The organism is Bordetella genomosp. 5, from assembly GCF_002261475.1.
GTDB lineage: Bacteria > Pseudomonadota > Gammaproteobacteria > Burkholderiales > Burkholderiaceae_B > Bordetella.
In genome coordinates this window covers 199,948-221,281 of record NZ_NEVN01000005.1, presented here as the reverse complement: position 1 = coordinate 221,281, position 21,334 = coordinate 199,948, and the positions used below count along the sequence as shown (strand labels likewise).

The window sequence follows — 21,334 nt, the reverse complement described above, 5'->3', positions numbered from 1 at the left end:
TGTAGCCAGACTGAATCTTGGTCGTGCCGGCAGACCGGCGCGGACCCGCCGCAAGCTCACGCCGCCGAAGCCGGCTGCTGCTGCCTTTTCCGGCCACCTATGCATGCCCCCGAGGCGGGCGGCTCAAGCCGCTGTGCCCCGCCCGCGCATCTTATTCACGCCGCCGGCCGGCGGGCGACCCACTCCGCCAGACCGATGCCGCCGAGCCGCGCCGGGCCGGTCGGCACGAGCGATTCCTGCTCGACCACGCCGCCGAAATAGCGCGCCTGCGGATCGCGCTCCACCCGGCGGCCATCGCCCGCCAGCGCCAGGTAGCGGGCCACGATCTCGTCGAACGGCGCGCGCTCCGGACCCGCGATTTCCGTGGTGCCCAGCAAGGGCGCACCCTGCGCCACCTCGGCCACCGCCGCCGCGACATCCTGCGCCGCCACCGGCTGGAACAAGCCGCCCGCCAGCCTCACCACGCCATCGGACGTCGTGGCGTCCGCGATGCCGCCCAGAAACTCGAGGAACTGCGTGGCGCGAACGATGCTGTACGGGATCGGGCCGGCCTTGATCAGGGCCTCCTGCGCGACCTTGGCCGCAAAGTAGCCGTTGCCCGGCATGCGGTCGGTGCCCACGATGGACAGGATCACGTGATGTCCCACGCCCGCCCGCGCCTCGGCCGCCAGCAGGTTGTGCGTGGACGTCTCGAAGAAGGCCTTGACCGCCTGCGGCTCGAACGACGGCGAGTTCGACACGTCGATCACCACATCCGCTCCGGCCAGCGCGGCGTCCAGCCCTTCGCCCGTGAGCGTGTTCACGCCCGTGTTGGGCGAGGCCGGCACCGCCTCATGGCCGGCTGCCGTCAGCAGCGCCACCACCTTGGAACCGATCAAGCCGGTGCCCCCGATCACAACCACTTTCTTTGCTTGCATGATGTTCTCTCCGGACCTGACCGCGAGCCTGGCGGCCGTGTTGTGTATGAGGGCCTGTGCTGCGCCCGTTGGCTGCCCCGGTCTGCGTGCTCATTACTTCTGTCAGGGCATGGGCGTACTGTAGAGGCCGCATGTCCTGCCAGCCAGAGCCAAGAAATGCACAATCACCTGGGACATGATGGCGGCGCCCCGCGGCGGACGCGGATCCTTCGTATACAGTGCAGCATCCCTGCTCTCGCCCCGCCCGATGCCCGCCGCTCCCTACCTCGTCACTCCAAAACGCCGTCTCGCCGATCCGGCGCGCCTGGCCGCGCTGGCCGACTGGCTGGGCGCGCCGCTGCCACCCGGATACGCAGAACACGTCACCGAACTCGGCGCGGGCATGTACGACGGACGGCTGATCGTGTGGCTGCCCGACGAGATCATGGCGGCCACCGCCGATGAGCAGGCGTTCGTGCGCGAGTGGTTCGATGAGCTGTGGGAGGAAGAGGACGACCTGAGGCTGGACGAGGCGGCGCGCGCCGTGCCGTTCGGCCAGACCATCGACGGCGATAAGGTGTTCTACAGCCCGGCGCGCGCGGCGCTGTTCGTGCTGCCGCGCCACGACGACCGGGCCTATTGGATGCCGCGAGGCTTCGCAGATCCGCTCGACTGGGGCCCGCACGCGCCCCCGCCGCCCTCGCCCGCGTGGCGCAGCTTCGATTCGGGCCTGGACCGCGTCACGCTCGAGCTCTTTACCGCCCAATCCCGCGCGCTGGCCGACGTGATCGCCTGCGTGGAGCGCCATGCGCCGGCCGCGCACCGGCAGGACGCTGCCTGGGGCGCCGTGCTGTACGTGCCCGCCCTGCACGGCCGCGTGCAGCTCACCCAGGCGCCGGGCGACACGCGGGTACGCGTGCGGATCGATCACGACGTGGCGCTGGACGCCCTCGCCCGCGCGCTGCAGGCGGATCTGGAGGCCATGGGCTTTTTCAGCGTCGGCACGGCGCGATGATCGCGCACAACTCCACTTCGGCCCAGCAGCCGCCCGGCAGGCTCGTGACGCCCACGGCACTGCGCGCCGGTCGGGCCAGATCCGGGAACGCCAGTTCGATCACCTGCGACGCGCCGTCGAGCACCGCGCTGTGCGCCTCGAAATCGGGATCGCACGCCACATAGCCGCGCAACTGCGTGATGGCCCGCACGCGTCCCAGGTCACCGCCGCAGGCGGACGCCAGCGCGGCCAGGCCGGCCAGCGCCGCGCGGCCGCAGGCAGACCGGGCCGGCTCCAAGGCATCGCCCGCACGCGAGCGCCCCTGCACGGGCCGGCCCGCGTCGCGGCTGGCCTGGCCGCTGATCGACACGAATGCGGCGTCCGCCAACGCATAGGCATGGAACGGCGCGTACCTGCCGCGCGGCGTGGGCGGCGCCGGCAGCGCCAGGCCCGCCGCGGCCAGCCGCGCCTCGATGGCGGCATGCGGCGTCAGGCCATCCATTGCGTCTCCCCGCTCAGCCAGCATCCGGGCGCATCGGCGCGGCGGCGCAGATGGATCGCGGACGGCGAGCCCATCGCTCTGCCCTGGTACACCGTGCAGATCGCGCCGGCGGGAATAGCGCCCACGCTGTCCAGGTAGCCCCACAGCGCGGCGGCGGCGATGCCGGTGGCGGCGTCTTCGGGATAGCCGGAGGCCTTGGGAAACTGCCGCGCGAAGACGCCATCCGCGGACACGGCGTACGGATACAGCCCGGTGGAGCCGATGCGCTCGCACAGCCCCCGCATCGCACCGAAATCGGGCGTCAATGCGTCCAGCGCCTCGGCATCCGGCATGCGCACCAGCGTTTTGACCCGGCTGGTGCTGGCGTTGACGGCCGCGTGTGCCGCGTCGATGCCCAATACCTGTGCGATCGCTTCGCAGTGGGCCTGCGGCAGCGGCTCGAGCGAGACGGCGGGCTGCGAGATCCAGGCCCCGCCGCGCGCCTCGTCCCATTCCGCGTCGACACTGCCGCTCAGCGTCTGCACCCGCGTGCGCGGCGTGGTCCAGCGGCCCCACTGGCGCAGGGCCCACAGACTGCCCACCGTGGCGTGGCCGCACATTTCCATCTCGTGGCCCGGCACGAAAAAGCGCAGCCGGCACAGCGCGTCGGGCGCGTCGGGCGGCAGGACGAAGGCCGACTCGTGGCCGTGCTGCGCGGCCAGCGCCTGCATGGCCGCGTCGCTCATACCGCGTGCGTCCAGCACGAGCGGAACGGGATTGCCGCCGGCCCGCGCGGCGGACGTGTCGACGAACACGCGCAACAGCGCGGCCGCGCCCGCCGGGGGAGGCGCGGGCGGGTTCGTGTAGTACTCAGTCAAATTGGACTCCGTTTTGCTTGATGAGCGTGCCCCAGAAGGCGAGGTCTTTGGTGACGCTGTCCGTGAGTGCGGCCGCCGTGTCGGGCCGCACATCGACGCCCTTGGCGGCCAGGTCGGCCGCCACGGCCGGATCCCGCAAGGCAGCGTTGAGCGCGCCGTTCATGCGCGTCACGATGTCGGCCGGCGTGCCTTTCGGGAACGCGAGGCCGTACCACAGCAGCTGCGTGTAGGCAGGCATGCCCTGCGCGGCGAAGGTGGGCACGCCCGGCAGAATCGGCGTGGGCGCCGTGGTGGCCACCGCCACCAGCTTGCCGCTCTGCACGAAGGGCGCGAGCCCGACGGGGTTGTCGAACATGATGTCCACCTGCCCGCCGATCAGGTCGGTATAGGCAGGCGCCGCGCCCCGGTAAGGGATGTGGGTGATATCGAGCTTTTCGTCTTTCTTGAGCAGATCGCCCAGCAGGTGCGACAGCGTGCCCGCACCGACCGATGCATAGGTGCCCTGCCCGCGCGCCTTCAGGGCCTGGACCAGCGCGGGCAGCGTGGTCGCCTTCAGCGCGGGATTCGCGGCCAGCACATACGGCGACGTGCCGATGAAGCCGGCGTAGGCGAAATCCTGGTCCGGGCGATACGCCAGGCTCTTGTACAGATTGGCCGCCAGCGCCGTGGTGCTGGTGGTCACGGCGAGCGCCGTGTAGCCGTCGGGCTTGGCGCGGGCGGCCTGCCCGGAGCCCACCGTGCCCCCCGCGCCGCCCGCGTTCTGAATGACGACGGTCTGGCCCAGTTGCTTGCTGAGCGCGGGTTGCAGCGTTCGAACGACCAGATCCGTGCCGCCCCCGGCCGGGAACGGCACGATCAGCGTGACGGGCCGGTCCGGCCAGGCGGCTTGGGCAGAGCTCAGCGCGGGTATCGCGGACAGCATCAGGCCGTGGAGCAGAGTGAGTGAAAGCGTGCGCATCATGCACATCCCCTTGTCGTGGTTTAGTGCGGCCTATCGTAAGGACGGTAGCCAGCGCGAGCGATCCCGCCCGCGACACGGCGCGATCCAAAACACGACAGGGGCCGGGCGCCGGGGGCCGCGGCTTCGTAACCGGTATCGCCCGCCATTGCGCAAACGCGTGCGCCCGCCGATACTGACTCCACCCTCACCCGCCACCGACCGGGCCGGCGCCGTTGCGCCGCACCCCTGCACTACCGCCATGACGCGCCGCGCTCCGCTCTCTTCCAAGCTGGATCTGATCGCCCAAACGGGCTTCGCGCTCGCCGCGAGCCGGCAGCCGCGCTACACGTTTCATTGGCACGAACACGATTGCGCCATGCTGCTGTGGCCGCGCGCGGGCGTCCTCGACACCGCCTGGCAGGATGCAGGCGCCGCGCGCCGGCGCGGCCGGCTGGTGCGGGGTCAGGCGCTGCTGCTGCCCTCGCATTGCGAGCACAGCACGCGCGCGCAGAGCGTGACGCAACAACATGGCGAGCTCTATCTCGCCCCCGAACTGCTGCGCGCCTGCGGGGCGCGCGGCATTCTTCAGCTCGACGGCGCCGCCCAGGCCATGCTCGATGCCTTGTGGGAGCCCGCCCTCTCGCCCCGCGCCGTGCCGTCCCTGGTCGCCGCGCTGCTCGCGCAGCTCGACAGCAGCCGCACGGCCACGCTTGCGCAAACGGGCCCCGACAATCCCGCACTGCGCTGGGCCGCCAGCCTGCGCCGGCAGCTCCAGGAAGGCACCCCGCCGTCCACGGTGGCCGACGCGGCGAACACGCTGGGCCTGTCGCCGCGCACCGTGCAGCGCGCCTGCCTCGATGTGTATGGGGTCTCGCCGGTCACGCTGCGGCGCATGCTGGTGGCACAGGCCGCGCGCGAGCGGCTGGCGCTGGGCGAAAGCCTGGCCCGCGTGAGCAACGAGCTTGGCTTCTCGAGCAGCGGACACCTCGGCCGCCTGCTGCGCGCGGTCGACGCGACGACCGCGTTGCCCGCAGCGCTCGATACGGATGCGGACGAATGAAGCTCAGGCCTGCGGCGTCAGGTTCGCCAGCGGCACCCAGCCCGCGTCGGGCAGGGTCTCGCGTTCGCACCACGCCCAGCCATTGAGCTCGCGCCGCGCGAGCAGCGCTTCGCCCGGATCGACGTCGAGCTCGCGCGCGCTGTAGGCCTCGACCGCCCGCGCGCTGCCATCGGGCATGTGCTCGATGAGTTGCGCCGGCACCCATCCGCCGTCATGGCCGGCCACCGAGCAGAAATACCAGTCGTCCCACCCCTCCGGGCCCTCATAGCGTTCGCCGACCACGAGCGGCGTGTGGCGCTCGAAGCGGATCGGATCGGGATACTCGCTGCGATGCGCGGTGTGGACGCGGTACTTCAAGGTGGACTCCGGTGATCAGGGTTGGAAGATATCTTCGATGCGCAGCGCGAACACGCGTGCGATCACGAACGCGAGCGGCAGGCTGGGATCGTAGCGGCCGTTCTCGATGGCATTGACCGTCTGGCGCGAGACGGCGAGCGCCTCGGCCAGCTGGGCCTGGCTCCAGCCGCGCTCGAGCCGCAATTGCTTGATGCTGTTGTTCATCGGTAGCGGCGCTGCGCGATCACGAGCCCCACCGCCCACAGCGTGGCCATGATGGGCCACACCGCGAAGGCGCGCAGCTGCGGCAGCCCCGCCCCCTCGGCAAAGCCCCAGCCGAACGTGATCAGCGCGGTGCCCAGAAACGAGATCGCGATGGCGTCGAGCTGGATGCGGCGCTGCAGCTCGTCCATCTGCCAGAGCGCCCGCATGATGGCCCATGCGGCCGCGAGCGCGCCCAGCATCGGCAGCAGATTGATCGCAATCTTGAGACCGCCTGCGGGATCGAGCGCCGCTTCGATCAGATTGGCCCCGACCAGCAACACGGCGTAGAGCACGAGGGCGGCGCAGAGTTCGACGGCGTAACGCTTTTGTTTGAACACGAGAAACTTCCGTTGTGATGATGTAAAGCAAGTTTGACATCGACCGACGTGCAGTGTCAAGCTTGCTTTACACAGTCCGGAAGGTCGGGGCGCGGGCCTCAGTTGCCCTGCGCGCCCTGTTTCAGCTGCTGCGTGGCGCGCTCCGCGTTGCCGGGCGCGTCGCGGGCATCGCGTTGCGCCTCGGCATGCTGCCCCGGCGCGAGGGTGCTGGTCCCGTCGTATCCGCCTTGCGCACGTTCGCCGATGGCGTTCGAGCCAAACCATTGAGACAGCGCCAACACCACCGTCACGACAATGAGCAGGATCAGCAATGGCCGCATGAGTACCTCGCGTGGATGAAAGCGCGCCTGGCATCAATGGCGAGGCCGGCGCGGGACGCCCGGGGAGCAGCGCGCAGCGGCGGGCGGGCTTCGGTACCGAGCACGAAGCGTTCCCGGCGGGTCAACGTGCGTGCGCCGACGGATCCGTGACTGCCCAGGGGGCAGCGCCCGACAGTGCGCATGCTTCGGCGCACGCAGCGTGCTGCCGCGCCAGGCCCATGGCTGCGCCCTCGGCTGCCCCTGCGCCGAAATAGCGCCGCCGTCGCCCTGGCCCTACCCCGCCTCCGGCGTGCGCGCCAGACGCCAGGGCGCGCCGCCCTTGAAGCCGGCCTGCAGATGCGCCATGAAGTCGCGCGTCCGGCGTGGCAGCCCGGCGCGATCGTGGGTGAGCGCCACGACGTTGGCGTCGGGCGCCTTCCAGCCGGGCAGCAGCCGCACCAGCCGGCCCGCGCGCAGATCGTCGGCCACGTCCCATTCCGAGCGCAGGATCACGCCCCGGCCCTCCACCGCCCACTGCCGGATCACATCGCCGTCGTTGCACGACAGCGGCGCGGGCACGCGCACGCTGCGGGTGGTGCGGCCCTTGGCGAAGCTCCACAGCGACACGTCTTCGTTGTTCTCGCGCAGCACGATGCACGGCATGCCGGCCAGATCCTCAGGCGTTTGCGGCGTGCCGAAGCGGCGCAGCACGGCGGGCGCGGCCACCAGTAGCCGGGCGTTGGGCGCGATCGCATGGCCGATCAGATTGGAGGCCGGCAGCGCGCCGATGTGGACGATCACGTCGTGGCGCTCGGCGGCGACCGCGAGCGGTTCGTCGGACAGCGTGAGCGCCACCTCGATGCGCGGATTCAGGCGCTGAAAGTCCGCGGCGAGCGGCGCCACGTACCGCCGGCCGAAGCCCAGCGGCGCGCACACGCTCAGCCGGCCGAGCAGCCCGGCCTGACTGGCCTGCACCTCCTGCATCAATTCGTCGAGCTGATGCACCAGCGCCTCGCCGCGCCGGCACAGCAGCGCGCCCTCGTCAGTGAAGCGCAGCCGCCGTGCGCTGCGGTCGACCAGCCGCGCGCCCACCCGCGCCTCGAGCTGCTGCAGACGCTGCGACACGGCCGAGGGCGTGACGCCGAGCGCACGAGCGGCGGCCAGCAGGCTGCCGCCCGCCTGGATCGTGAGCAGAAAGCGAATGTCGGAGGTGTCGGTCACGAAGCCGCCCTGAATGCTGGATGCAGTAAAACTGAATGGTAGCGGGCCAGCGGCGGGCCCGACAAGGCGGTGCGGACGAGCGGATGGCAAGGCATAGGCGCGCCCGCCAAAGCGCGGGCGACGCGCCGGATCGGCGCGGGGCCACCTGTGACAGGCCCCGTATCCCGGCGCCAGCCAACAAAAACCCCCGGCGTCCGGACAGGCCGGAACGGCGGGGGTCATTGGCGCGACGCGCGGACGGGCCGCGCGGGCCGTGCGATCAGCCCATGTTGGCGATCTTGACGTCCGGATCCACGTCGGCCTCGTAGTCCACGCCGTCGATGCCGAAGCCGAACAAGCGCAGGAACTCGGCCTTGTAGCCCGCGAAGTCCGTCAGCTGGTAGATGTTGTCGTCCTGCACCTGGTTCCACAGGGCGGTCACGGTGCCCTGCACCTCGGGCTCGAGTTCCTTGAGGTCGGCGCGCAGGCGGCCCACCTCGTCCTGGATCGGCTTGTCGGTGTACAGGCCCTGGCGGAACAGCGTGTCGAGCTGCTCGATGCAGCCTTCGTGCGTGCCCTTCTCTTTCATGACCTTGAACAGCAGCGACAGGTACAGCGGCATCACGGGGATGGCCGAGCTGGCCTGCGTGACCACGGCCTTGAGCACGGCCACGCGGGCGTCGCCACCGGTTGCGGCCAGCTTGGAGCGGATGCCCAGCACCTTGTCGTCGAGATCCTTCTTGGCGGCGCCGATGGTGCCGTTCCAGTAGATGTCTTGCGTGATGGTGTCGCCGAGATACGTGAACGCCGTGGTCTTGGCGCCGGGGGCCAGCACGCCGGCCTCGGACAGCGCGTCGATCCACATTTGCCAGTCTTCGCCACCCATCACCGCCACGGTGTTGTCGATCTCTTCTTGAGTGGCCGGCGGCAGCACGGTTTCCTTGATGATTTCCTTGTCGGTATCGAGGCCGCGCATCTTCAACTCTTTGCCGATCGGCTTGAGCGTGGAGTTGAAGACTTCACCCGTCTTGGGGTGCTTGCGGCGCGGCGACGCGAGGCTGTAGACGACCAGATCGACCTGACCCAGGTCGGCCTTGATCGCGTCGATCGTGCGGGCCTTGATCTCGTCGGAGAAGGCGTCGCCGTTGATGCTCTTGGCGTACAGGCCGGCGGCCTCGGCCTGCTCGTGAAACGCGGCACTGTTGTACCAGCCGGCGGTGCCCGCCTTGCCGGCCTCGCCTTCGCGCTCGAAAAACACGCCGAGCGTGGCGGCGCCGCTGCCGAAGGCCGCCGTGATGCGCGCGGCCAGGCCATAACCGGTGGACGCACCGATCACCAGCACCTTCTTGGGACCATTGGCGATCGGACCCTGGGCCTTCACGTACTCGATCTGTTCGCGCACATTGGCGGCACAGCCGGTCGGGTGGGTCGTCACACAAATAAAGCCGCGCACGCGGGGTTTGATGATCATGGCGTCGTCTCGAATTCGGAATAGGATTGCCCCGCGGCTGCCCTCGGGCGCGGCGGATGGCGGAGTGCGGGGATTGTATAGGATGTGGCGGCCGGGACGCCCCCCGGAGGCCCGCCGCCGGCCCGCGTCGGGCCGCCCGTTGCGCGCCGTCGAGCGCGGGTAAAGCGCCGCCGGCCTCAGCCGTTGGCGTTGCCCGCCTTCGCCTGCAGCGCCAGCGCCTGGCGGCGGAAGCGCCCGGCGGCGAGGTGATAGAACGCGTGCGGCGAAAACTGCCGCGACACCACCGACGCCGTCAGGGATGCCACCAGCAGCCAGAACAGCATGGGTTGGCTGCCCGTCATTTCCATGACGACCACGCTGGCGGTCAGCGGTGCCTGCGTGGCCGCCGCCAGAAACGCCGCCATCGACAACAGGACCAGGACCCGCGGATCCACCGCGGCGCCGGTCAGCTGCCACAGGTGCTCGCCGATGCCCGCGCCCGCGGTCAGCGCCGGCGTGAAGATGCCGCCCGGAATGCCGGCCCAGTACGACGCCACGGTCGCTGCGATCTTGGCCAGGCCGAAGCCCGTGGGCGCCGGGTGCTCGCCGGAGAGCTGACCGGCCGCGACCGAATAGCCGGTGCCGTAGACGGCGCCCTGCGTGAGCAACCCGATCAGCGCCACCACCAGTCCCAACCCGAAGGCCGTCAGAATGGGATGGGCGACGATGCGGTCGCGCCAGCGCAGCGGCGCGATGCCGGCGGCGCCCTTGCCCAGCAGCCAGGCGAACAGACCGCCGAGCGCGCCGTTGACGATGCCCGCGGCCAGCACCCACACCAGCATCTGCTCGGTGAAGGCCTTGCCCTCGAACACGCCGAAGTATGGGTTGTTGCCCGCGATGGCCACCACCAGAAACCCCGAGGCCAGCACGCCGATCAGGACGAGCCGCTGCCAGCGCAGCACCGTGCCCCGGCCCAGCTCTTCGATGGCGAAGATCACACCGGCCAGCGGCGCGTTGAAGGCAGCGGCGAGGCCGCCGGCGGCCCCGGCGGCGATGAGTTCGTTGGCATGAAAGCCGCGCAGCTTCACGCCCTGACGCTTCCAGAACTCGCCCCATGCCAGCATGACGGCCGCCCCGACTTGCACCGACGGCCCTTCGCGCCCGATCGATGCGCCGGCGAGCATGCCGCCGAACGCGAGCGGGATTTTCCAGAGCGTCTGGCGCAGCGACACCAGGCTGGTCTGGCCGGGCCCGGGCGGCAGCGACAGACCCGCGATGACCTGCGGAATGCCGCTGCCCGCCGCATTGGGCGCGAAGCGCAGCGTCAGCCAGCGCAGACCCGCCAGCGAAAACGGCAACACGATCAAAGCCGCCCAGCCGGCGCGCTCCACCCAGCGTGCGTTCCACTCGAGCGCCAGATCGGCCAGCCACGCGAAGCCCAGCGACACGATCGCAACGAGCGCCGCGCCGCCCAGCAGCACCATCATCTGCACGCTCTTGCGCGACAGGCGGCTGAGATGGCGTGCCTTGCGGCGCGCCTGCAGGCGCAAGTGGGTCAGCAGACGGATGAGCGGGCTGCGCGGCGACATGGGAATGGGAATGTGGAGACTGCTCGAAAAAGTACCACGGACCGACTGACATTCCGCTCAAAGCGGCACGCGCCCTCTCGCCTCCGCGCCGCCTGATACGATTCAGGCTATCGCCGCCGTTGCACCGCATGGCGCTTTTTTTGTTGCCGGGCCGGCCAAAGACAAAAAACGCCCCCCCGGGGGGGCAGCAAACTTAAGGTGCGACGTGGGGGCATTTTTCATACCCGGTCTCCGCCATGAACTCGATCTTCAACGTTTATCTCCTGCCGCTCGTGGCGTTCGCGCTGCTGGGCGTGATCTGGCGCATGCGCAGCGCGGCGCGCGCGGCCCAGGCCAACGCGCCTGGCGGACCGGCCGTCAAGGGCAATGTCGTGCCCGACACGCCGGCCCTCGCGCTGCGCGACATCCTGATGGGCGGCACCCTCTATCTGGTGCTGGGACCGCTCGCGGCGCTGGCCACGCTGGCGCTGGGCGCGTCCATCAGCAACCTCAACGCCGACGCGTTCACGCGCATCCTGGTGGCGGGCGTCCAGACGGCGTATCTGTTCGGCGGGATGCCGGCCCTGTGCACGGGGCTCCTGGCCGGCGCGTTGCGCACGTCGCGCTGGTCCTGGGGCCGCTTCGGTCTCACCGCGACCGCCGGCATGGTGGGCACGATGACGCTGTATCTCGGCAACTTTCACGACCGCTGGCCGGGCGATCCGATCGGCCCCGCGTTCCTGCTGGTCGGTCTGCCCGCACTGCTGGGCACGGCGATCATGACGGCGGTGTTCTACAGCCGGCCGTGGCGCATGCGCCGGCGCGGCTGAGCGAGAGGCGCGGCGGCGCGTGCTTGACGGGCTCGGCTGAGTGGCGGGCGCCGCGGCACGTGCGTGACGGGCGCGGTGGCACATGCGTGACGGGCGCGGTGGCACAGACGGGACGGGCGGGGCCGCGCGCGGGTGTCCCAGCCGCCCGCTGCGGGCCGCCTGGCCCCGCCGCGCGTCATACACCCAGGTTATTGCGGCCTGCGCACCGTGTCGCCCTTGTCGACCTGCCGCGCGCGCTCTTCGTAGCCGCGATCACGCAAGGTGAGCATGCTGCCGGTGGCGGTCAGCACGGCGCCGGCGGACTTGGCGCAGCCCATTTCGCCCGGCTGCGCGCACCACGCATAAGCACCCTGGTTCGTCTTGCCGCTCGTCGGTTCACCATACTTGGCCACGGCCGCGTCGCGCACCGACTGATTCACCTCGGGGCTCTCGCCCTTGCGCTCGTAGGTGATCTGCGTGACGGCCGTCGGACGGTCCGGGTCGGGCGGCGTGCGCGACACCGACGAGACGCGCAGCGTCTCGGTGCGGCTCGCATAGCTGAACGACATCGGCATGCCGGCGCCGGCTGCGCCCTTGTCGGCGGCCAATTTGTCCGGCCGGATCTGATCGGCCTCGACCTTGAAATAGGCGGCCGCGGCGCGAATCGCTTCGCGGTGACTCATGCCCAGCTTGACGCCGCCGATGGCGACATCCGAAACATCCACCGGTTTACCCGCGGCCACGACGCTTCCCATGACGGTGGCCGCCGCCAGGCCGGCCACCCAGGTCCGCACCTGGCGCGCACTGCTACCGGACCCGCGCCGGTGGCCGCCTGTGGACATGCCCTGCCCCGCGTAGCTCTGAGCCGCGTAGCTCTGCCCCGCGTCGTCCTGAACCGCGTCGCCCTGCCCCGCGTCGCCCTGCCCCGCACCGTCCCGCCCCGCGCTCATCCGTGTGCTCGTCCTCAGCCGCATTGCCATCCTCCCGTGTGAACCTCATCGCGTTCGCGCCGGGCCCGGCAAGGCGGCGGCGCGTCGTCCGGCCTGAACCAGGCCGTACCGCGGGCCAGCATGTTCCGTGCCGGACGGCGCCCGTGCCCCGCTCGCGCACCTGGCCCGGGCATAAATCCCCGCCGCCAAAGCGAAGGGCCATCCCGCAAGATGGCCCTTCGTAGAAGACGCGAACACAGGCCGCGCAAAACCGGCCGAGCGCCGATCAGCGCACGGAACGGTAGGTGTCGCGCCGCGTCGGATGCGTCAGCACCAGCTGCCACAGCTGGCCTTCGCGCGACCGGAAGAAGCCGGCGCAGCACAGCAGGTAATACTTCCACATGCGGTAGAAGCGCTCGTCGTAGCGCTTGCCGAGCTCGGGCCAGGCGGCGTCGAACTTTTGCCACCACGCCATCAAGGTCCGGTCGTAGTCCTGGCCGAAGTTGTGCCAGTCTTCGATGATGAAGCGGCCTTCGATGGGTTGCGCAATCTGCTCGGGCGACGGCAGCTTGCCGTTCGGGAACACGTATTTGTCGATCCAGGGATCGGTGGCGGTGCTGGTGGTGGCCAGCCCGATGCTGTGCAGCAGAAACATGCCCTCGGGCTTGAGCAGGCGCTTCACCGTATCGAAATAGGTGATGTAGTTTTTGGGGCCGACGTGTTCGAACATGCCCACTGACACGATCTTGTCGAACGTGCCTTGCAGGTCGCGATAATCCTGCAGCAGCAGTTGCACCGGCAACCCCTGCACGCGCTGCTGCGCCAGCGCGAGCTGCTCTTTCGAGACCGTGACGCCCGTGACGTGCACGCCGTAGCGCTCGGCGGCGAACTTGGCCAGGCCGCCCCAGCCGCAACCGATGTCGAGCAGGGTCTCGCCTTCTTTGAGCTGGAGCTTGCGGCAGATGAGATCGAGCTTGTCGATCTGCGCCTGTTCGAGGGAGTCGGCCGTGGCCCAATAGCCGCACGAATAAATCATGCGCGAATCGAGCATGGCTTCGAAGACGTCGTTGCCCGCGTCGTAGTGGCGCTCGCCGACTTCGAATGCGCGGCCTTTGGACTGCAGATTAAAGAGTTTGTGCCGCAGGCCTTCGGCCATCAGGCGCAGCTTGGAGAGGCCCACCGCCGCATCTTCGAGATGCGCGCTCATGAGCTTGGTGAACAACTCATCGAGCTGGTCGCATTCCCACTCGCCATCCATGTACGACTCGCCGAATCCCAGCGACCAGCTGGAAAACACGCGGCTATAAACATGCGGGTCGCGAATGCGGATGTCCCAGGGGCGATTGCCGTTGATCCGCACATCGGCCAGTGCAAGCAGATCGACCAGGACTTCCGGCGGTGCGTTGTTCTGCGCGGCCGGCGGTTGGGGTTGCGGGGGCAGATCCAGAAAATCTTCTCTTTGCTGCATACAGACTCCATCATTTGCACGCGATGCCTGGGGCATCATGACTCACGGCGGATAACTATTGCTTGAAAGAGTGCTGACTCTCCAATGAATTGAATCGATCATGTCGATAGCACCGGGCAATCTTAGCGCAAGCTCACGGGCCGTGGCACACCCGGCAGACACCTGCCCTGAAAGCTGATCAAAACCGTTGCGCGCGCGCAGAATCCGGCGCAAAACCGGACGCCCGCCCCCTTGCCGTAGGCCAGGCCGTCGTGCCGTCGCGGGCCGAGCCGGCCGTGCTGGTGCCCGCGCTGCTGGCCGCGTCGGGGGCCTAGCCGGCGGCCGCGCCGGCGGCCGTGTCCATGGCCTCGTCCCCCGGCGCCAGGACCACCCGGAAGGCCGCGCCGGCGCCCGGTTCGGACCGCAGGCTCACGCGCCAGCCCTGGTGCTCGCAGATGCGGGCCACGAGCGACAGGCCCAACCCCAGGTTGTAGCTGTCGCCACCGCGTTCGCCGCCGCGCTCCGTGCCCCGCTCGCCGCCCCGCTCGGCGCCCCGCTCGGCGCCCCGCACGAACGGCGCGAACACGCTGGCCTGGCGGTCGGCCGCGATGCCCGGTCCGTCGTCGCTCACTTCGACCTCGGGCGGTCCGCCGGACGCCGCACCGCGCACGGCCAGCGTCACCGTGGCGCCGGGCCCGGCGTATTGCAGCGCGTTCTGGATCAGGTTGCCCAGCACCGCCCTGAGCAGCGGCACGGGGTAGTACGGCGTGAGCGGGCCGTCGGTGACCAGCCGCAGCGTCATGCCGCGGCGCTCCGCCAGCGGGCCATAGACCGCGGCCTGATCGCGCGCCACCACCTGTGCGCTGGCCTGCTCGAACGAGTTCTGCGCGCTATCGCGGCCGCGGGCCAGCATCAGGTAGACGTCGAGCCGTTGACGCATGTCGGCGGCCGCGCGTTCGATGCGCGCCAGCGCGGTCAGATCGGCGTGCCCAAGCGCGGGATCGTCGCGCAGCAGCTCGCAGGAACTGGTGATCGCCATCAACGGCGTGCGCAGCTCATGGCCCACATCCGCCGTGAAGAGGCGTTCGCGCTCGAGCGCCTGCTCGAGCTGGTTGTAGGTCGCGTCGAACGCGGCGGCGAGCGCGCCGATTTCGTTGGCGGGGTAGTCCTGGGCAAGCCGGGTGCGCGGCGGCTGGCCGGGACGGCCCTGCACCTGGCGCGCGAGGCGCGCGAGCGGCGCGACCACCCGGCGGATCATGAGCGCGCCCAGGCCGAACGCCACCAGCAGGCCGCCGGCCATCCCGCCCACCGCCAGCCAGTGCGAACCGCGCTGGCTGCGCTCGTAGTCGGTGTAGTCGCGCAGCAGCATGTAGCGATCGCCGTCCTTGTCATCGACCATCGCGTGCCAGACGCGGCCGTCATGGTTGACCTTGTGGAAGCCGGGCGGCAGCTCGCGCAACCAGGCCGGGAATGCCTCGCTGCCCGCGACGCCATGAAAGAAGCGGTTGGGCCGGCCCGGGTCCTGGCCGGCGAGGTATTCGGTGCGCACGCGCTGCACCGCCATGCCCATGTCGATACGCTGCAGATGCGCTTCGAGCCCGGTGACCGTGAAGATCGACACGGCCGTGAGCAGCCCGCCCACCAGCAACGCCAGCAGCACATAGGTCAGCACCAGGTTGCGCGCGAGACCGCGCCGCAGGCTAGAGAGCGGCATCGCGCAGCTGGTATCCGATGCCGCGCACCGTGTGCACCAGCGGCACCGCCTCGTCTTTGTCGACGGCGTGCCGGATCTGGTGGATGTGCGTGCGCAGGCTGTCGCTGTCGGGCGGCGAGTCGCGCCACAGCGCCTCTTCGAGACGGGTGCGATGCACGACCGCGGGGCTCGCCTGCATCAGCATCGTGAGGATGCGCAGCGGCGCGGGCGCCAGCCGGATGCGCCGCCCGTTGCGCGAGACCTCGAGCGTGGCGGTATCGCAGCGCAGGTCGGCCACTTGCAGCACGGTGGCCGCGACGCGGCCCTGGCTGCGCTGCAGGAGCGCGTGAATGCGGGCGGCCAGTTCGGCCAGGGCATAGGGCTTGACGAGGTAATCGTCGGCGCCGGCATCGAAGCCTTCGAGGCGGTGATCCAGCGTGTCGCGGGCCGTGACCATGATCACCGGCGTCGCGCAGCGTGCCTCGTTGCGCAGGCGCCGGCACAGGTCATAGCCATCCATGCGCGGCAGCATCAGGTCCAGCACGATGAGATCGAACTCGCCCGTGGCGGCTAGCGCGTAGCCCTGGCGGCCGTCTTCGGCGCAATCCACGATATAGCCGCGCCGGCCCAGAAAGGCCGCCACGTTGGACAGGATGGAGGGATCGTCTTCGATGACCAGGATGCGCATGCGGACAACGCCGCCCACGGACGGCAAAGAGAGATGGACCGGATTGTAGGGCCGGCGGTCTTAACGTTCCGTTGACATTAACCCACGCAAACTCTCGTTTCAATAAGAACCATTCGCGTTTCCTGGGTAATCCGGACCGCGTCTGTCCGGCGGATTTTCCCGCCTATCGAAACGAGATGATGATGTTCCAGCTCCGCCCCCGCGCCCTTCTCCATGCCGTGCTGCGCCCCCGCGTGCTGCTGACCGCCGCGCTGGCGCTCGGCGCCCTGCTGCCGGGCGCCGCGGGTGCCCGGCAGGTGACGGACCTGGCCGGGCGCGTGGTCGAGGTGCCCGACCATCCCAAGCGCATTCTGCTGGGCGAAGGCCGCTTCGTGTTTGCCATGGCCCTGCTCGATCGTGCCGATCCCACCGCGCGCATCGTGGGTTGGCAAGGCGAGCTCAAGCAGCAGGATCCCTACGCCTGGTCGCAACTCACCCGCACCTACCCGCGCGCAGCGCAAGTGCCGCTGATCGGCAAGAGCTCGGAAGACAGCGTGAGCCCTGAGCGCATCGTCGACCTGCAGCCCGACGTGGCCATCTTCGGCCTGGCGGGCCATGGCCCCGGCAAGAACAGCCCGATGGTGTCGGCGCTGCAGGCGGCCGGCATTCCGGTCGTGTTCATCGATTTCCGCCAGCACCCGCTGCAGAACACCGCCGCCAGCATGAAGATCCTGGGCGCGGCGGTCGACCGCCAGAACGAGGCGCAGGCCTATGTCGACTTCTATGAGCCGCGCGTGAAACGCGTGCAGGATATGGTCGCGGCCGTGCCCGAGAGCAAGCGCCCGCGCGTGTTCGTGGAGCTGCTGGCGGGCGTGTGGCCATCGTGCTGCCACACCACCGGCGGCGGTGGCCTGGGCGAAATGGTCGAGACCGCCGGCGGCGTCAATATCGCCAAGGGCGTGGTGCCCGGCGCCATCGGCGATGTCAGCCTCGAGTATCTGATCACGCAGCAGCCGGAGGTGTATGTGGCCACCGGCAGCCGCAGCGAGCCCGGCCGTCCCGGCCTGCTCGCCGGCCCCGGCGTGGCCCCCGCCACCGCCCTCGACAGCCTGGCCGTGCTGGCGGCACGCCCCGGCATCCGGGATCTGACGGCGGTGCAGGCGGGCCGTGCGCACGGTCTTTGGCACGCGTACTACAACTCGCCCTACAACATCCTCGCCGTCGAAGCGTTGGCGCGCTGGTTCCATCCGCAGGAAGCGGCCGCGCGCGGCATCGATCCCGAGGCCGACCTGCGCACGCTGCACACGGACTTCCTCGGCGCGCCCGCCGACGGCACCTACTGGACCACGCTGGCCCAGCCACGCTGAGCATGGGCATGACGCATACCGCCGCCCTGCCCGCGCCGGCGCAGGAGATCGCGCGCACCCATCTGCGCATGCAGCGCCGCCGCCGCGTGTGGCTCGGCGCGTTCGCCGCCGCGCTGGTGCTGTGCCTGCTGGCCGACATAGCCTGCGGGCCCGCCGGACTGAGCGCGGCGGACCTGCTGCGCACGCTGGTGCATCCCGATGCCGCCACGCCCGGCATGCGCGTGATCGTGTGGGACTTCCGCCTGCCCTATGCGGTGATGGCGGTGCTGGTGGGCGCCGCGCTCGGATGGGGCGGCGCCGAGATGCAGACCCTGCTCAACAACCCGCTCGCCAGCCCCTTCACGCTCGGCGTCTCCGCGGCGGCGGCGTTCGGCGCCGCGGCCGCGATCACGCTCAACTTCAGCCTGCCCGGCCTGCCGCCGGCCTGGACCGTGACCCTGTGCGCGTTCGTGAGCGCGCTGCTGTCGGTGGCACTGCTCGAACGCGTGGCGCGCTGGCGCGGCGGCTCGACGCTGGGCGTGGTGCTGTTCGGCATCGCCCTCGTGTATTCGTTCCAGGCGCTCATCATGCTGCTGCAGTTCGTGGCCTCGGAAGAGGCGCTGCAAGGCATCGTGTTCTGGACCATGGGCAACCTCGGGCGCGCCAGCTGGGGCAGCGTCGCCGCGCTCGCCGTGGCACTCGCCTGCGTGCTGCCGTGGTCGATGCGCGACGCCTGGCAACTCACCGCGGTGCGGCTGGGCGAAGAGCGCGCGGCCAGCCTGGGCGTCGACCTGAAACGCCTGCGCATGGTCAGCCTGCTGCGGGTCAGCGCGCTCACGGCGCTGGCCGTGTCGATCGTCGGCACGATCGGCTTCGTGGGCCTGGTGGCGCCTCACATCGCGCGCATGCTGCTGGGCGAAGACCACCGCTTCTACCTGCCGGGCAGCACGCTGGCCGGCGCCCTGATTCTGTCCGGCGCGTCCATCGCGTCCAAGACGCTGCTGCCCGGCGCGCTGATCCCGGTCGGGATCGTGACCTCGCTCGTGGGCATCCCTTTCTTTCTGGCCATCGTGGTGCGCACGCTGCGCAAGCAGTGAGCCACCGGCCTCATGTCCTCCCTCACCATGGAATCCGCAATGACGTCTCGCCTCGCCCTGCTCGCCCTGCCCTTTCTGTTTGCCGCCACGGCCCAGGCGCATGAGCACGCGGCACCCGCCGCCCCTCCGGCCGCTCAGACCTCGCAGGCCACGCCGCAAGGATGCGCCGTCGACGTGCAAGGGCAGCCCGGCAAGAAGTTCGAGCCCGGTCACATCGTGGTGCCCGCCACCTGCACCGAGTTCACGGTGCGCCTGATCCACACGGGCAAGAACAGCAAGGAAAAGGCCGGCCACAACTGGGTGCTGACCAAGACCGCCGATATCGACCAGGTCATGCTCGACGGCATGCGCGCCGGCCCGCAGGACGATTGGCTCGTGCCGAATGACGCGCGCGTGCTCGCCAAGACGCCCATGCTGGGCGGCGGCGAGACCGCGACCGTGACGTTCCCGGTGAGCCGTCTGGCGGCCGGCGAGTCGTACACGTTCTACTGCTCGTTCCCCGCGCATGCCGAGATGATGCGCGGCACGCTGGCACTGGCGCGCTGAATCCCATGAGCACGTGCGCGTCCAGCGGCCTGTCTCTGACGGGGGTGCAGGCGGGTTACGGCCGCCGTCAGGTCCTGCACGGCATCGACGCCGCCGGGCTCGCGGCCGGCTCCGTCACGGCGCTGATCGGTCCGAACGGCAGCGGCAAGTCCACCCTGCTGCGGGCCATGGCCGGGCTGGTGCCGCTGAGTGCGGGCGCGGTCTGGCTGGGCGATCTGCGGCTGGACCGGCTGCGGCCCGCGCAACGCGCGCAGCACGCGATGTACATGCCGCAGACCCTGCCCGCCGGCGTGCACATGACGGTGCTCGAATCGGTGCTGGCGGCGGGTGCCGCGAGCGCGCCCTCAAACGCCGGCGCCGATGCATCGGACCGGCTGGCGCAAGCCATCGCGCTGCTGGGCCGTCTGGGCATCGCCGGGCTGGCGAACCGCACGCTGGCAGAGCTCTCGGGCGGGCAGCGGCAGATGACCGGGCTGGCGCAGGCGCTGATCCGCGCGCCGCGCCTGCTGCTGCTCGACGAGCCGCTCTCCGCGCTCGATCTGAACTACCAGTTCCATGTCATGCGCCTGTTGGCGCGTGAGACCCGCGAGCGCGGCATGGTGACCGTGATCGTGCTGCACGACCTGGGCATGGCGCTGAATCACACCGATCAGGCGCTGTTGCTGCAGGCCGGCAGGCTGCTCGCGCGCGGCACGCCACAGGAGGTGATCGTGCCGGCGCGCCTGCGCGAGGCCTACGGCGTGCAGGCCCGCATCCTGAGCGATGGCGAGGCGCGCCACGTGCATGTCGAAGACCTGGTCGCCGAGCCGACCTGATCGCTCAACCTCAGGCGGGCTGCCACAAGCCGCGGCGTTGCAGCTCCGCGCCCGCCCCCTCGGCAAACCAGTACGCCTCTTCGACATGCGGCTGGCCCGACAGGATGAAGTGCGTCAGCCCGAGCGCGTGATACTCGTTGGGCAGCTGATAGTCGTTGAACTTGATCAGCTCGATCTCGAGCCCGTCGCGCGCGGCGACCTGCTTCACGACATCGAAGATCTTTTCGGCCGAGCCTACCGAGATGCCGACCGTGATGGTCGTCTTGCCATCCTTGGTCTGCGCCGCCTGCGCCACCGGGCCCGCGAACGCGGCCATCGTCAGCAGCGCCGTGCCGGCCAGTGCCTGGCGCAGGGCCAGCTTCAGAAATCCGCGTCGAACCTGCATGAATCGTTCCTTGAGTGAAGAATGGAGCGATTCTGTCAGGCAGCCGATACGCCGAAAAATACTTGATCCGCATGACGATATGCGGACCGTGAAGCGCCGCGGCCAGACCGCCGCGGCTGGACGGATCAGGGGGGAATGGTGGGCAGCTCAGCCGCCCCTGATCCTCCAAACCCACACGCTCGGCCAATTTCGAAGTTTCGATAATTGCGATTTTTCGGGAATGTATCTACGCTCTGATCCATGGTCTCCCGTAAATCTGTCTCCCCCCGTTCTACGTCTCCCGCCACCGCCAAAGGGAAGGAGCCGCACGACGCCTACGCGCCGCTGCCGGTGGTTTCCCTGGAAACCGCGGTTCTGGCCCTGATGGAAGCGCCGATGCCCGCCTATGTCCCAACCCCCAAGAACAAGCGCGCCGCCCCGGCGCCCGGCGCGCCTGGCGAGGCCAGCGCGCCCACTCGAGAACGCACCGTGCGCCTGCGCCAGCCTGGCGGCACAGACCGGCGCTTCAGCCTCAAGGCCCTGACGGCGCCCGACGATACCAGCGCGGTGATCTTCGAGCTGCGGCCCTTGTCCGATCGCCCGCTGCCGGGTAACCGCCCGAGCATGCTCTCGACCCAGCAAGCCGCTGATTACCTCAATGTCAGCCGCCCCTACGTCATCAAGCTGGTCGACCAAGGGGCGTTTAAAGGCGTGCAGCGCACGGCTGCCAATCACCGTCGGATTCCCTTAGCGGAAGTCGAGAAAATGGCGCGCAAGATGCATGATTCACGCAACGACGCACTGCACAGGATCGAGGAGCTCGCCGCCGACACACATGCCGACGAGCTCAAGGCAGCGCTCGCCACGCCGGCTCGGCGCTGGATTCGGAAGCCCTGATGACCCCTAACGCCTGGGGC

At 69.8% G+C, this 21,334-nt stretch carries 24 protein-coding genes; 8 read left to right on the top strand and 16 right to left on the bottom strand.

The genetic code is table 11. The features are described from left to right. Nucleotides 1–155 precede the first annotated feature (155 nt). The gene (locus tag CEK29_RS11135) at nucleotides 156–917 is read right to left on the bottom strand and encodes an SDR family oxidoreductase (protein ID WP_094799831.1); all 762 of its coding nucleotides are present in this window, start codon (nucleotides 915–917) and stop codon (nucleotides 156–158) included. Between the two features lie 247 nt (nucleotides 918–1,164). Between CEK29_RS11135 and CEK29_RS11130 the strand changes: the two genes are divergently transcribed. Continuing rightward, nucleotides 1,165–1,911: a hypothetical protein gene (locus CEK29_RS11130; RefSeq protein ID WP_094858111.1), complete on the top strand. Its 747-nt coding sequence runs from the start codon at nucleotides 1,165–1,167 to the stop codon at nucleotides 1,909–1,911. On the opposite strand, the gene CEK29_RS11125 is transcribed toward CEK29_RS11130, so the two are convergent. Genes CEK29_RS11125 through CEK29_RS11115 form a run of 3 tightly spaced genes read right to left on the bottom strand, consistent with a single transcriptional unit; the run spans nucleotide 1,889 to nucleotide 4,210 of the window. Next, nucleotides 1,889–2,392, bottom strand: a complete 504-nt coding sequence (locus CEK29_RS11125) for a RidA family protein (protein ID WP_094858110.1) — start codon at nucleotides 2,390–2,392, stop codon at nucleotides 1,889–1,891. The genes CEK29_RS11130 and CEK29_RS11125 overlap by 23 nt on opposite strands. Then, nucleotides 2,380–3,249, bottom strand: a complete 870-nt coding sequence (locus tag CEK29_RS11120; RefSeq protein WP_255176133.1) for a PhzF family phenazine biosynthesis protein — start codon at nucleotides 3,247–3,249, stop codon at nucleotides 2,380–2,382. Before CEK29_RS11120 ends, CEK29_RS11125 begins: the two co-directional genes overlap by 13 nt. Continuing rightward, nucleotides 3,242–4,210: a Bug family tripartite tricarboxylate transporter substrate binding protein gene (locus CEK29_RS11115; protein WP_255176132.1), complete on the bottom strand. Its 969-nt coding sequence runs from the start codon at nucleotides 4,208–4,210 to the stop codon at nucleotides 3,242–3,244. Before CEK29_RS11115 ends, CEK29_RS11120 begins: the two co-directional genes overlap by 8 nt. A 238-nt stretch (nucleotides 4,211–4,448) precedes the next feature. Here CEK29_RS11115 and CEK29_RS11110 point away from each other — a divergent pair, with 238 nt between their 5' ends. After that, nucleotides 4,449–5,249: a helix-turn-helix transcriptional regulator gene (locus CEK29_RS11110; RefSeq protein WP_094858108.1), complete on the top strand. Its 801-nt coding sequence runs from the start codon at nucleotides 4,449–4,451 to the stop codon at nucleotides 5,247–5,249. Nucleotides 5,250–5,252: 3 nt separating this feature from the next. Here CEK29_RS11110 and CEK29_RS11105 read toward each other — a convergent pair whose 3' ends face one another. From CEK29_RS11105 to CEK29_RS11075, 7 genes are all read right to left on the bottom strand, one after another. Then, on the bottom strand, nucleotides 5,253–5,606 hold the full coding sequence (locus tag CEK29_RS11105) for an SH3 domain-containing protein (RefSeq protein WP_094858107.1): 354 nt from the start codon (nucleotides 5,604–5,606) through the stop codon (nucleotides 5,253–5,255). Between the two features lie 15 nt (nucleotides 5,607–5,621). Then, nucleotides 5,622–5,810, bottom strand: a complete 189-nt coding sequence (locus tag CEK29_RS11100; RefSeq protein ID WP_094799825.1) for a helix-turn-helix transcriptional regulator — start codon at nucleotides 5,808–5,810, stop codon at nucleotides 5,622–5,624. Continuing rightward, nucleotides 5,807–6,187, bottom strand: a complete 381-nt coding sequence (locus CEK29_RS11095) for a hypothetical protein (RefSeq protein ID WP_094858106.1) — start codon at nucleotides 6,185–6,187, stop codon at nucleotides 5,807–5,809. Before CEK29_RS11095 ends, CEK29_RS11100 begins: the two co-directional genes overlap by 4 nt. A 98-nt stretch (nucleotides 6,188–6,285) precedes the next feature. After that, the gene (locus tag CEK29_RS11090; RefSeq protein WP_141218336.1) at nucleotides 6,286–6,507 is read right to left on the bottom strand and encodes a hypothetical protein; all 222 of its coding nucleotides are present in this window, start codon (nucleotides 6,505–6,507) and stop codon (nucleotides 6,286–6,288) included. Nucleotides 6,508–6,780: 273 nt separating this feature from the next. Further along, a complete protein-coding gene (locus tag CEK29_RS11085) occupies nucleotides 6,781–7,707 on the bottom strand; it encodes a LysR family transcriptional regulator (protein ID WP_094799822.1) in 927 nt (308 codons plus the stop codon). Nucleotides 7,708–7,966: 259 nt separating this feature from the next. After that, nucleotides 7,967–9,157 carry an enoyl-ACP reductase FabV gene (fabV, locus tag CEK29_RS11080; protein WP_094858104.1) on the bottom strand — a complete coding sequence of 397 codons (1,191 nt, stop codon included), beginning with the start codon at nucleotides 9,155–9,157 and terminating at the stop codon, nucleotides 7,967–7,969. A gap of 176 nt (nucleotides 9,158–9,333) precedes the next feature. Next, nucleotides 9,334–10,725, bottom strand: coding sequence for a chloride channel protein (locus tag CEK29_RS11075; RefSeq protein ID WP_094858103.1), 1,392 nt, complete (start codon nucleotides 10,723–10,725; stop codon nucleotides 9,334–9,336). 236 nt (nucleotides 10,726–10,961) lie between these two features. Here CEK29_RS11075 and CEK29_RS11070 point away from each other — a divergent pair, with 236 nt between their 5' ends. Then, the gene (locus CEK29_RS11070; RefSeq protein WP_094799819.1) at nucleotides 10,962–11,534 is read left to right on the top strand and encodes a hypothetical protein; all 573 of its coding nucleotides are present in this window, start codon (nucleotides 10,962–10,964) and stop codon (nucleotides 11,532–11,534) included. A gap of 188 nt (nucleotides 11,535–11,722) precedes the next feature. Here CEK29_RS11070 and CEK29_RS11065 read toward each other — a convergent pair whose 3' ends face one another. The 4 genes from CEK29_RS11065 to CEK29_RS11050 form a co-directional block, all read right to left on the bottom strand. Continuing rightward, a complete protein-coding gene (locus tag CEK29_RS11065) occupies nucleotides 11,723–12,463 on the bottom strand; it encodes a hypothetical protein (protein WP_094858102.1) in 741 nt (246 codons plus the stop codon). 265 nt (nucleotides 12,464–12,728) lie between these two features. Beyond that, nucleotides 12,729–13,910 carry a cyclopropane fatty acyl phospholipid synthase gene (gene cfa, locus CEK29_RS11060; RefSeq protein WP_094799817.1) on the bottom strand — a complete coding sequence of 394 codons (1,182 nt, stop codon included), beginning with the start codon at nucleotides 13,908–13,910 and terminating at the stop codon, nucleotides 12,729–12,731. Between the two features lie 310 nt (nucleotides 13,911–14,220). Next, nucleotides 14,221–15,603 (bottom strand): sensor histidine kinase, encoded by a 1,383-nt coding sequence (locus CEK29_RS11055; RefSeq protein ID WP_094858101.1) that lies wholly within the window; start codon nucleotides 15,601–15,603, stop codon nucleotides 14,221–14,223. After that, nucleotides 15,590–16,270: a response regulator transcription factor gene (locus tag CEK29_RS11050; RefSeq protein ID WP_094799815.1), complete on the bottom strand. Its 681-nt coding sequence runs from the start codon at nucleotides 16,268–16,270 to the stop codon at nucleotides 15,590–15,592. Before CEK29_RS11050 ends, CEK29_RS11055 begins: the two co-directional genes overlap by 14 nt. A gap of 182 nt (nucleotides 16,271–16,452) precedes the next feature. Between CEK29_RS11050 and CEK29_RS11045 the strand changes: the two genes are divergently transcribed. Genes CEK29_RS11045 through CEK29_RS11030 form a run of 4 tightly spaced genes read left to right on the top strand, consistent with a single transcriptional unit; the run spans nucleotide 16,453 to nucleotide 20,053 of the window. Beyond that, nucleotides 16,453–17,616, top strand: a complete 1,164-nt coding sequence (locus CEK29_RS11045; protein ID WP_094858192.1) for an ABC transporter substrate-binding protein — start codon at nucleotides 16,453–16,455, stop codon at nucleotides 17,614–17,616. Nucleotides 17,617–17,624: 8 nt separating this feature from the next. Then, entirely contained in the window at nucleotides 17,625–18,692 is a 1,068-nt protein-coding gene (locus CEK29_RS11040) for a FecCD family ABC transporter permease (protein ID WP_094858191.1), read from the top strand. 39 nt (nucleotides 18,693–18,731) lie between these two features. Then, entirely contained in the window at nucleotides 18,732–19,238 is a 507-nt protein-coding gene (gene azu, locus CEK29_RS11035) for an azurin (RefSeq protein ID WP_094858100.1), read from the top strand. A 5-nt stretch (nucleotides 19,239–19,243) separates the two neighbouring features. Further along, nucleotides 19,244–20,053, top strand: a complete 810-nt coding sequence (locus CEK29_RS11030) for an ABC transporter ATP-binding protein (RefSeq protein WP_094858099.1) — start codon at nucleotides 19,244–19,246, stop codon at nucleotides 20,051–20,053. A gap of 10 nt (nucleotides 20,054–20,063) precedes the next feature. On the opposite strand, the gene CEK29_RS24210 is transcribed toward CEK29_RS11030, so the two are convergent. Next, nucleotides 20,064–20,438 carry a hypothetical protein gene (locus CEK29_RS24210; protein ID WP_440588321.1) on the bottom strand — a complete coding sequence of 125 codons (375 nt, stop codon included), beginning with the start codon at nucleotides 20,436–20,438 and terminating at the stop codon, nucleotides 20,064–20,066. A gap of 240 nt (nucleotides 20,439–20,678) precedes the next feature. Here CEK29_RS24210 and CEK29_RS11020 point away from each other — a divergent pair, with 240 nt between their 5' ends. Further along, complete coding sequence (locus tag CEK29_RS11020) at nucleotides 20,679–21,314, top strand: helix-turn-helix domain-containing protein (RefSeq protein WP_094858098.1); 636 nt, start codon at nucleotides 20,679–20,681, stop codon at nucleotides 21,312–21,314. Nucleotides 21,315–21,334 lie beyond the last annotated feature (20 nt).